At 42.7% G+C, this 11381-nt stretch carries 7 protein-coding genes; 5 read left to right on the top strand and 2 right to left on the bottom strand.

Annotated features, from left to right (window positions below):
* Positions 1 to 269: 269 nt before the first annotated feature.
* From glpX to ACTIE0_RS08730, 3 genes are all read left to right on the top strand, one after another.
* Complete coding sequence (glpX, locus tag ACTIE0_RS08740) at positions 270 to 1307, top strand: class II fructose-bisphosphatase (protein WP_006621556.1); 1038 nt, start codon at positions 270 to 272, stop codon at positions 1305 to 1307.
* 134 nt (positions 1308 to 1441) lie between these two features.
* A complete protein-coding gene (locus ACTIE0_RS08735) occupies positions 1442 to 2740 on the top strand; it encodes a glutamyl-tRNA reductase (RefSeq protein WP_006621557.1) in 1299 nt (432 codons plus the stop codon).
* Positions 2741 to 2967: 227 nt separating this feature from the next.
* Complete coding sequence (locus ACTIE0_RS08730) at positions 2968 to 5694, top strand: valine--tRNA ligase (RefSeq protein ID WP_006621558.1); 2727 nt, start codon at positions 2968 to 2970, stop codon at positions 5692 to 5694.
* Here the strand turns inward: ACTIE0_RS08730 and ACTIE0_RS08725 are convergent.
* A complete protein-coding gene (locus ACTIE0_RS08725; RefSeq protein WP_152344040.1) occupies positions 5638 to 5865 on the bottom strand; it encodes a hypothetical protein in 228 nt (75 codons plus the stop codon). The genes ACTIE0_RS08730 and ACTIE0_RS08725 overlap by 57 nt on opposite strands.
* On the opposite strand from ACTIE0_RS08725, the gene ACTIE0_RS08720 reads away from it, so the two are divergent.
* Entirely contained in the window at positions 5864 to 7264 is a 1401-nt protein-coding gene (locus tag ACTIE0_RS08720; RefSeq protein WP_006621559.1) for an AAA family ATPase, read from the top strand. The genes ACTIE0_RS08725 and ACTIE0_RS08720 overlap by 2 nt on opposite strands.
* A gap of 127 nt (positions 7265 to 7391) precedes the next feature.
* Here the strand turns inward: ACTIE0_RS08720 and ACTIE0_RS08715 are convergent, their stop codons facing one another.
* Positions 7392 to 7553: a hypothetical protein gene (locus ACTIE0_RS08715; RefSeq protein WP_008057013.1), complete on the bottom strand. Its 162-nt coding sequence runs from the start codon at positions 7551 to 7553 to the stop codon at positions 7392 to 7394.
* Between the two features lie 170 nt (positions 7554 to 7723).
* On the opposite strand from ACTIE0_RS08715, the gene ACTIE0_RS08710 reads away from it, so the two are divergent.
* Complete coding sequence (locus ACTIE0_RS08710) at positions 7724 to 11308, top strand: AAA-like domain-containing protein (RefSeq protein WP_006667867.1); 3585 nt, start codon at positions 7724 to 7726, stop codon at positions 11306 to 11308.
* Positions 11309 to 11381: the final 73 nt, after the last annotated feature.

The following is an 11381-nucleotide window of genomic DNA, read 5'->3' as shown; positions in this document are numbered from 1 at the left end:
CGACCTATACTATGGCTGGAGCAATCCTGTCAAAGCAAGTTGGGTCTATGAATGAAGAATCCCCTCGCCTTTAGGCAGGAGAGTGTCAAGATTTGTTAAGATTATTAAGAGGATTTCAATTCCCTGCATATAGGCTCTCAATAACCTGATAGACTTGAACACTGGGAGTGCTTAGGGGCGGGTTCACAAATAACCGGTTGCAAATAGAGGCTGTTTACTGAACCAGCCCCTACCATCAGGCAGTCTCAGATGTTGGGAGGATAAAACTCGTGGATAACGCTATTGGTTTAGAGATTATTGAGGTAGTCGAGCAAGCGGCGATCGCTTCGGCTCGATGGATGGGTAAAGGCGAAAAAAATACCGCCGACCATGTGGCTGTGGAAGCCATGCGCCAACGGATGAATCAAATTCATATGCGCGGTCGTATCGTCATCGGTGAAGGGGAGCGCGATGAGGCTCCTATGCTCTACATTGGTGAAGAGGTAGGTATCTGCACCCAGGAAAATTCGGCGACCTTTTGTAACCCAGAAGAATTGGTAGAAATTGACATCGCCGTTGACCCCTGCGAAGGAACTAACCTGGTAGCCTACGGTCAAAATGGCTCGATGGCTGTGCTGGCTATTTCTGAGAAGGGGGGACTTTTTGCGGCTCCTGATTTCTACATGAAGAAACTAGCAGCCCCTCCGGTAGCTCGTGGTCATGTTGATCTTAACAAATCAGCTACAGAAAACCTCCAGATTATCTCGGACTGCATGGGTCGCGCGGTTGAGGAATTAGTGGTTGTGGTTATGGATCGCCCCCGCCACAAGGAACTGATTAAGGAAATTCGGGAAGCTGGTGCTAGGGTTCGTCTGATTAGTGATGGGGATGTGTCCGCAGCTATCTCCTGTGCTTTCTCTGGAACTAACATTCATGCTCTGATGGGTATTGGTGCGGCTCCTGAAGGGGTGATTTCTGCTGCTGCTATGCGCTGTCTGGGGGGTCACTTCCAAGGACAATTGATCTACGACCCAGAAGTCGTCAAGACTGGTCTGATCGGTGAAAGCAAGGAAAGCAACATCGCTCGCTTGAAAGATATGGGGATTGAAAATCCTGATAAGGTCTATAATGCAGAAGAACTGGCTAACGGCAGAACTGTTCTATTTGCGGCCTGTGGTATTACTTCTGGTACTCTGATGGAGGGGGTTCGCTTCTTCGGTGGCGGCGCTCGGACTCAGAGCTTGGTAATTTCCTCTCAGTCGAAAACGGCTCGCTTTGTAGATACTATCCATATGTTTGAGAAGCCGAAAAATATTCAGCTTCGCTAGTTTCCAGTCGGGAAACGGGATCAGGGAAATTGCACAGATTTTGTGAATTTCTGTGGGCTGAAAGCAGAAACACCGGAGATGGCTGAAACCTGATCCCATGCACTAATAAAAAAACCGAAACACTAAACCGTTTTATGAATATTGCAGTCGTAGGTCTTAGTCACAAAACGGCTCCAGTTAACGTCCGTGAACAACTCAGTATTCCAGAACCTCAGATAGAAGGGGCGATCGCGCATTTGTTGAGCTATCCTCATTTGGAAGAGGTGGCGATTCTTAGTACCTGTAATCGCTTGGAAATCTATTTGGTCACAGTTGAGGCTCAACCGGGAATTAGGGAAGTGACTCAGTTTCTGTCGGAGTCGAGTCAACTACCCCTGGCTGAACTGCGTCCCCATCTATTTACGCTTCTCCATGATGATGCAATTATGCACCTAATGCGAGTGGCGGCGGGATTGGATAGTTTGGTTCTGGGAGAAGGACAGATCCTCGCCCAAGTTAAGCAAACTCACAAGTTGGGTCAGCAATACAAGGGAATAGGGCGCATTCTCAATCGTTTATTTAAACAAGCGTTGACGGCTGGGAAACGGGTGCGGACAGAAACTAGCATTGGTACCGGGGCGGTTTCTATTAGTTCTGCGGCTGTGGAATTGGTGCAGATGAAAGTTCAGGATATGTCTGATTACCGAGTGGCTATTGTTGGGGCGGGTAAAATGTCTCGCCTATTGGTACAACATCTGCTCTCTAAGGGGGCTAACCACATCTCTATTATAAATCGTTCGTTAAAGCGATCGCAAGAGTTGGCGGGTCAATTTAGAGAAGCGGATTTGAACTTGTGTCCTCTGTCGGAAATGATGGCTGTTGTGGCTAATTCCGATATCGTCTTTACTAGCACAGGTGCGACGGAACCGATTTTAGATCGGGCTAAATTAGAGACTACTTTAGCGCCTAACCAGTCTCTAATGTTGGTGGATATTTCTGTTCCTCGGAATGTGGCGGCTGATGTCACGGAGTTACCAGGAATTCAGGCGTTTAATGTGGATGACTTAAAGGCGGTGGTAGCCCAAAACTACGAAAGCCGCCGCCAAATGGCGCAGGAGGCGGAGGTTCTTCTGGAAGAAGAGGTGGAAGCCTTTGATGTCTGGTGGCGGAGTTTGGAAACGGTTCCGACCATTAACTGTCTGCGCGATAAGATTGAAGGCATTAGAGAACAGGAACTGGAAAAAGCCCTATCTCGTTTGGGATCGGAATTTGCCGAAAAGCATCAGGAGGTTATTGAAGCCCTGACTAGGGGTATTGTCAATAAAATTCTCCATGATCCTATGGTACAATTGCGATCGCAGCAGGATATTGAAGCCCGCCGCCGGGCTATGCAAACCCTGCAAACTCTCTTTAACCTTGACCCAGAAGCTATATCTGGTCAACAATACAGTTAGACTATCAACGGATTCAGTCCCCCCCGTCCTCCATAAAAGGGGTTTGGGGTGGGTCTGGGCTGGTCACACCACAGGAAAAACAGGCTCTACAGCCTTGAATAGTAGCGGTTACGATGACCGCCAGGGGCGAGAATAACTAATAATCTAATCAACTACTGTAATTTATGCCTTGATGTGGCAAAATATTTAGGAACGAGTAATCAGCTTAAACTGTCGATTAATCTGCTATGACTGCAACTATTCCCACACTAGCGCCCCAATACGACCCTTTCTCCACCGAAGCCAAATGGCAGCAATACTGGGAACAGAAGCAGGTCTTTAAAGCAGACCCTAACCATCCAGGTGAACCCTACTGTATCATGATTCCCCCCCCCAACGTGACGGGAAGTCTCCACATGGGTCACGCTTTCAATAATTCCCTGATTGATGCGTTAATTCGCTATCATCGGATGCGCGGTTATAATACGCTATATTTACCGGGAACTGATCACGCTAGTATAGCAGTACAGACTATTTTAGAGCGACAATTGCGAGAAGAAGGTAAAACTCGCTATGATTTGGGCAGGGATAAGTTTTTAGACCGGGCTTGGCAGTGGAAACAAGAGTCCGGTGGTACAATTGTTAATCAATTGCGACGTTTGGGGGTGTCCTGTGACTGGACTCGTGAACGGTTTACGCTGGATGAAGGATTATCAAAAGCGGTAATTGAAGCCTTTGTGCGTTTGTATGAAGATGGCTTAATTTATCGGGGTGAATATTTGGTGAATTGGTGTCCCGCTAGTGAGTCGGCGGTGTCGGATCTGGAAGTGGAAAATAAGGAAGTTAATGGCAATTTATGGCATTTTCGCTACCCTCTGAGTGATGGTAGTGGGTTTGTGGAAGTGGCGACTACTCGCCCGGAAACTATGTTAGGTGATACGGCTGTGGCGGTTAATCCTAAGGATAAACGCTATCAAAATTTGATTGGTAAAACTCTGACTTTACCAATTATGAATCGGGAAATTCCTATCATTGGGGACGAGTTAGTTGATCCAGAATTTGGGACGGGTTGCGTTAAGGTTACTCCCGCCCATGACCCCAATGATTTCGAGATGGGAAAAAGGCATAATTTGCCGATGATTAATATTATGAATAAAAACGGTTCTTTGAATGAAAATAGCGGACCGTTTGTCGGACAAGATAGGTTTGTGGCGCGGCGAAATGTGGTGAAACGCTTGGAAAGCGAAGGGTTTTTGGTGAAAATAGAAGACTATAGCCATTCTGTACCTTATAGCGATCGCGGAAAAGTTCCGGTTGAACCGCTATTATCTACTCAGTGGTTTGTCAAGATTAGACCGTTGGCTGATCGCGCTTTGGTATCTTTGGATAATCAACATAGCCCGAATTTTGTCCCCCAAAGATGGCAAAAAGTCTATCGTGACTGGTTGGTGAAATTAGAAGATTGGTGCATTTCTCGTCAACTGTGGTGGGGACATCAAATTCCGGCTTGGTATGCGGTGAGTGAAACTGGGGGAGAAATTACTGATCATACTCCTTTTCTGGTGGCGCGGACAGCAGCAGAAGCACAGGAAAAAGCGATCGCCTCCTTTGGAGAAGGGGTAAAACTTCAGCAAGATCCCGATGTTCTCGATACCTGGTTTTCCTCTGGTTTGTGGCCGTTTTCGACTTTGGGATGGCCGGAAAAAACCCCCGATTTGCAAACCTATTACCCGACGAATACTCTGTCTACTGGGTTTGATATCATCTTTTTCTGGGTGGCTAGAATGACGATGATGGGGGGATATTTTACCGACCAAATGCCTTTTCAAACCGTTTATATCCATGGTTTAATCCTGGATGAAAATGGCAAAAAGATGTCGAAATCAGCGGGAAATGGTATCGACCCCTTATTGTTGATTGATAAATATGGGACTGATGCGCTGCGTTATACTTTAATGCGGGAAGTGATCGGCGCAGGACAGGATATCCGTTTAGAGTATGACCGCAGCAAGGATGAGTCGCCGTCGGTGGAGGCTTCCCGGAATTTTACTAATAAACTCTGGAATGCCGCCCGGTTTGTGTTGATGAACCTGAAAGGACAAACTCCCGCACAATTGGGAACACCGAATTTGGAGGAGTTGGAATTAAGCGATCGTTGGATTTTGTCTCGGTTTAACCAAACTGTCAAGCAAACTTGTGATTATATGAATGCTTACAGTTTAGGGGAAGCCGCCAAGGGCTTATATGAGTTTATTTGGGGTGATTTTTGCGACTGGTATATTGAATTAGCCAAGTATCGTTTACAGGGAGATGGCGGCGTTTCTCAGAAAGTAGCCCAGCAGGTACTCGCCTACATTTTAGAAGGCATTTTAAAGCTATTACATCCTTTTATGCCACACATTACCGAGGAAATTTGGCACACCTTAACCCAAACCGGGGAACAAGATTGTTTGGCGGTGCAGACTTATCCAGTATTGCAAGAACAGATGATCAGTTCCGACTTAGAAACCGATTTTGATTTAATTATCGGCACAATTCGCACTCTCCGAAATTTGCGCGCCGACGCTGATATTAAACCCAAGGTGAAAGTTACCGCGATTCTGCAAAGTGAAAATGCCAAAGAAAGGGAGATTTTGCAGCGGGGAGAGGTCTATATTAATAAAATTGCTGGGGTGGATAACTTGGTGATTACAGAAGCCCTAACCGGAAATGAAGGTCAAACTATCGCCGGGGTAGTCGGGACTATTCAAGCCTTAATTCCTTTGGCTGGGGTAGTTGATTTACCAGCCTTGAAGCAACGAACCGAGAAGAAATTGGCAAAAATTCAGAAAGAAATTGACAGCTATACCAAGCGTTTAAGTAATCCTAATTTTGTCGATAAAGCCGACCCGCAGGTTGTACAGGGGGCGCGAGATGCTTTAGCAGAAGCTGAGAAACAAGCAGAAATTCTCCAAAGCCGTTTGAGTGGTTTCTAGGGTTTTCCTAACTGTGGGGAATTTTCCCCACTGACCATCATCTATGTACTCAAAAAGTATTTGGGAGTTCCAAATATTGTTAACAGATGCAATCTCCGAGCCATATCCTCCCAATACCCCTACCATAGCAGAGTCATAAAAATCTAAAACTCTCACACTTAAATTATTCATGAAAATCAAGGTTCAAAATTTAGGTGTTATCAAACAAGCCGAACTCGAGTTAGGAGATCTCACGATTATTTGTGGGGAAAATAACTCTGGCAAAACCTATGTTACCTATGCTTTGTTTGGATTTTTAGCTACATGGAGAGATGGCTTTGAAGTGGAAATTGCCAATGATATTATTGACCAGATTTTAAATCAAGGATTGGCGACGATCAACCTCCTAACTGATATTGATTCCCCAGAAAAAATCCTATCCCAAGCCTCCGAAGCCTACGCAGACAGTCTGGGGGAAATCTTTGGGACAAACCGAGCCAGGTTTGCTCAGACAACCTTTGAAGTTTTTTTAGATTTCAATAGAGATTTTTTTGATGATGTCTATGAAACCAATATAGGAGCCAGAGGCTCTGATCAGCAAATCTTTTCACTAATCAAACCTGTAAATAGCCCAGAATTGACGGTTACACTCCTAGCCACAAAGGAAAATCTGAATTTTCCTCGACAAATCATCAGGAAAATTATTAGTGATTCAATTAAAAATATCCTGTTTTCTCGATTTTTTCCGCGTCCTTTTATCGCCAGTGCGGAAAGAACAGGTGCGGCTATTTTTCGGAAAGAACTCAATTTTGCCCGTAATCGTCTCCTAGATGAACTGAGCCAAGTTGAAGGGGAAAAAGATAGGTTTCAACTGCTGCTTTCTAAGGGGTATGGAGATTATGCGTTGCCGATTCATAAAAATGTTGAGTTTCTGCGTAATTTAGAGGGAATATCTAAACGCAGCAGTAATTTAAGCGAAATCAATCCTGGTATTTTAGACGATTTTGATGATATTATTGGCGGTCGTTATGTGGTCACCAAAAATGATGAACTCTATTATATTCCTACGGGCAATAAAAAAGCTCAGTTAACGATGGATCAAAGTTCTAGTGCGGTTCGTTCGTTACTGGATATTGGCTTTTATTTAAAACATATTGCCAAAATCGGCGAATTACTAATTATTGATGAACCTGAACTAAATTTGCACCCGGAAAACCAACGTCGAATCGCTCGTTTAATTGCTCGGTTGATCAACAGTGGCATCAAAGTATTGATTACGACTCACAGTGATTATATTGTCAAGGAATTGAACACCCTAATCATGCTCAATTCCGATAAACCCCACATTCAACAAATTGCCGAAAAAGCAGGCTATAAACAAGATGAAATTCTCGCGGCTAGTCGTGTTAGAGTTTATATGGCGGAAGAAGCCCTTATCCAATTACCCGGTAAATCGAGGCGGAGTCGCTGTCAAACGTTAACCGTAGCGACAATTACACCGGATTTCGGTATGGAAATTTCCAGCTTTGACACTGCCATTGAAGCCATGAATAAAATTCAAGAAGCGATCGTCTGGGGAGAAGGGTTTTAGTGTGGGAGGTAGATTATCGAATTCTGTCAGAGTTAATTGATGAATCAGCACAAATTAAAGCGATCGCTCTATCCTATAACAATAGACGATGACAATATAAAAGAAATACCGAAGCACTATTTATCGGTTAAGTATCAGCAAGAAATTTATTTCCGAGTGTTCTTAGAAAAAGCATAATTTGAGATGCGATCGCCTCAATACCAGTAACCTCAAATACTTGACGACAGAATGGAGGTTGTGCTATACTCAGAGAAATCGCTTCCAGGGGCTTATTGTAACTACACGCCAAAAAAAACCGTAAACCCTATATATATCGTGAAATCTTAATATTTTGTGGCTAAAATTTAAAATAGCGATGCACGAGTGTTTGAGGATTTGGCTGTTGACAAAATCGACATTTTATGCAATGAGCATTTGATAGGCGAATAATTAACTATAATCCATCATGGATGCAATGTTATGATACTTGGGTCCGAATCAATTTATCAAGTAGGTGGTAGCCTTCATAGAGACTCACCGACCTATGTAGAGAGGGCGGCGGATAGGGAACTCTATCAAGCCTTGAAATCTGGGGAATTTTGCTATGTTCTCAATAGTCGCCAAATGGGTAAATCGTCCCTGTTGGTGCGGACTTCCCATAGACTACAACAGGAGTCGCTGAAGTGTATCAGCTTAGATATGGCTTGTATTGGTAGTGAAAATGTGACACCTTTACAGTGGTATAAAGGGATTTTAACTTGTTTATGGACAGGTTTTAAGCTAACCAGTAAATTTCCGCTGAAAAGTTGGTGGAATGAACGAGAAGACCTATCTTTATTGCAGCGTTTAAGTCAATTTATTGAAGAGTTATTAAAACATTTACCCGACCAAAATCTGTTTATATTTGTGGATGAAATAGACAGTATTTTAAGTTTACCATTTCCGGTGGATGATTTTTTTGCTTTCATCCGTTATTGTTATAATGAAAGGGCTATTAATCCCGAATATAATCGGATTACTTTTGCGATTTTTGGAGTGGCTACACCTTCGGATTTAATTAAAGATAAAAATCGCACGCCGTTTAATATTGGTAAAGCTATACAGTTATCAGGATTTACTTTAAAGGAAGCTGAACCCTTAATGACAGGTTTAATGATGCCGGGTAAAAATTCTCGTCGTCTGCTGAAAAGTATCTTAAATTGGACGAGAGGACAGCCTTTTTTAACTCAGAAAATTTGTAATATTTTATATTTAGATATATTTAAAAAAGAGAAAAATAAGTTCTGGGAGTCCAAAACAGAGCAAAAGATTATCTATAAAATTGTTCAAGATTACATTATTGACAATTGGGAATATCACGACGAACCGGAACATTTAAGGACTATCTCTAATCGATTATTGCACAATCAAAAAAGTCTGGCGAATTTGCTAAGTCTTTATCAGCAGATTTTAATAGGTATAATAATTGAGGCTGACGGTAGTTCAGAACAAACGGAATTAATCATGTCTGGCTTGGTGGTTAAGTACCACAATTGTTTGAGGTTGAAAAACAAGATTTATAAAAGCATTTTTAATCAGGGTTGGGTGGACAAAAAGTTAGGTAATTTACGACCCTATTCCCAAACTCTTGAAGCCTGGGTGCTTTCTGGTAAAACTGATGAGTCTCGACTGCTGCGAGGACAGGCTTTAGAAGATGCTCACAAATGGATGGTGGGTAAGGCTTTAAGTCCGGTAGATTATCAGTTTTTAAATGCTTCGGCTGAATTGGAACAACTCCAAGTTAGACAGCAACTAGAAATTGAGCGATCGCAAGCTATTGCTAACCAATTACAAGAACAGCAAAAAAGATTATTACAGGAACACAAAACCGCCAAACAACAACAAATATTTATCGGGGTTTTAACCGTTAGTTTGGCGATAACTTCCCTGTTAGCATTGGAGACATTTAATTTATATCGCCGGGCTTCAATTAATGAAAAACAAGCTAGAATTAACAAGATTGTGGCTATTATCAATTCTGCCAACACTTTATTCAGCCAAAATTATCACCTGGATGCTTTATTGTCGGCTTTAGCAGCACACCGAAAAATTGAAACTATCCAATTAGCTAATCCCGAAATTATTGCGAAAGTTAAAGAGACGGTTAGCCGGGCATTTTTCCGCGCTGATGAGTTTAATCGTATTGTAGCCCATCAAAATTTGATTTGGCGAGTTACGTTCTCTCCTGACGGTCAATATATCGCTACTAGCAGTAATGATAGAACTATTAGACTCTGGGATATAAGCGGTAATTTATTACGGGTTTTTGAGGGTCATGCAGGGGACATTTTTGATGTGGCTTTTTCGCCAGATGGTCAATTTTTAGCCTCAGCTAGTTTAGACAAAACGGCTAAAGTCTGGACTCTTGATGGTAATTTAGTTACTACCCTAAATCTCCATGAAAATGGTGTCAGAGCGATCGCTTTTTCTCCAGATGGTCAAACCATAGGAACAGCCAGTCAAGACAAAACAGCACAACTGTGGCGACGGGGTGACCAGGGATGGACTGATGCTTATCTTTACCTGACTTTAACAGGTCATGATGATGCTGTAGAGGCGATCGCTTTTTCTCCAGATGGTCAAAATATCGCCACCAGCAGCAAAGACCACACCGTGAAACTATGGGGAATAGATGGCAGTCTAGTTAATACCTTTAGGGGACACCAAAACCCCGTCTGGGATGTGGTATTCTCCCCTGATGGGAAAACTATCGTTTCCGGTAGCAATGACGGTACAGCCAAAGTGTGGGGACTTGATGGCAGTCTGATTACTACTTTACCCTCCCAGGAAGGTTGGGTTTGGTCTGTGGCTATTAGTCCTCCCGATAGCATTATCCGCCGTTTAGGTATCGCTTTTGCTACCGCTGATTTAGCTAATAATATTAAGCTGTGGGATATAGATGGTAATTTGTTATATACCCTAGAAGGTCATGAACAACAGGTCTGGAATGTTAGCTTTAGTCCTGATGGTAAAACTCTGGCTTCGGTAAGCAATGATAACAGTCTTCGACTCTGGAGTTTTGACCACCCTAGCCTGACGATTTTGAGGGGACATAATCGAGGTATTTTAGATGCGGTATTTTCTGAGGATGACAGTTTTGTGGTAACTGGTAGTGATGATAAAACTCTCAAAATTTGGCGACCTAATGGGGAGTTATTACAGACTATTCCTACTAGCGATGGGGGAGTTTTGTCGGTCAGTTTTGATTATCACAATCAGATTTTAGCTACTGGTAGCTATGACAATATTGTTCAACTGTGGCAAATTTCACCTGATGGAACCAACATAACTTTACTCAACACTTTAACTGAACATACTGGACCTGTTTGGTCGGTGGCTTTTAGTCCTAATGGTGAATTTCTGGTGAGTGGTGGTGGTGATGGCACTATCAAACTTTGGAATAAAGATGGAGTTTTGCAAAACAGTTGGTCTTCACAAGGACAGACTATCCGCACAGTTGCTATTAGCCGAGATAGTCAGTTAATTGCTTATGGTGGTAGTGGTGAAACGGTGCAAATTTGGGGAGTTGATGGTAGTCTTAAACGGGAACTAAGTCAATACCACACCGGAACTATATTAGGCTTAGATTTTTCTCCTGATGGTCGCTTTTTGGCTTCGGTAGCTGAGGATGATATGGTGAAAATTTGGGATGTTAATAGCAATTTAATTAACAGTTTTAAAACTTATCATAATGATATTGTATCTGATGTTAATTTTTCCCCAGATAGTAAAATACTGGCGACGGTGGGAACAGATGGAAGTGCGAAACTATGGACTGTTAGCGGTGAAAAATTGGCGGTTTTTAATGGTCATCGCACCCGTCAAACTAGGGTTTTGTCGGTGAGTTTTAGCAATGATGGTAAAAAGTTAATTTCTACTGATACTGATGGGGTGGCTATTCTATGGAATCTCGATAATTCTATTAATTATCAATCGGTGAAAAATTATGCTTGTGAATGGGTGCGCGATTACTTACCAATTAATCCCGATACTCCAAATGGCGATCGCCAAATTTGCCAAAATTAAATAGATTCTTTGGGACTCTCACCCACAGCCTTTAAACACCCCCAAAAAATAACTTTTACTAATAACTTCATCA

Origin of the sequence: Limnospira sp. (genome assembly GCF_051859755.1) — a bacterium.
In the GTDB taxonomy this organism is placed as follows: domain Bacteria; phylum Cyanobacteriota; class Cyanobacteriia; order Cyanobacteriales; family Microcoleaceae; genus Limnospira; species Limnospira fusiformis.
This window is presented reverse-complemented; position numbering and strand designations above follow the sequence as displayed.

Excerpts from the sequence above, each read along its gene's own strand:
- ACTIE0_RS08735 (WP_006621557.1), top strand. The coding sequence starts at position 1,442 with ATGAATATTGCAGTCGTAGGTCTTAGTCACAAAACGGCTCCAGTTAAC.
- ACTIE0_RS08730 (WP_006621558.1), top strand. The coding sequence starts at position 2,968 with ATGACTGCAACTATTCCCACACTAGCGCCCCAATACGACCCTTTCTCC.
- ACTIE0_RS08720 (WP_006621559.1), top strand. The coding sequence starts at position 5,864 with ATGAAAATCAAGGTTCAAAATTTAGGTGTTATCAAACAAGCCGAACTC.
- ACTIE0_RS08725 (WP_152344040.1), bottom strand. The coding sequence starts at position 5,865 with ATGAATAATTTAAGTGTGAGAGTTTTAGATTTTTATGACTCTGCTATG.
- ACTIE0_RS08710 (WP_006667867.1), top strand. The coding sequence starts at position 7,724 with ATGATACTTGGGTCCGAATCAATTTATCAAGTAGGTGGTAGCCTTCAT.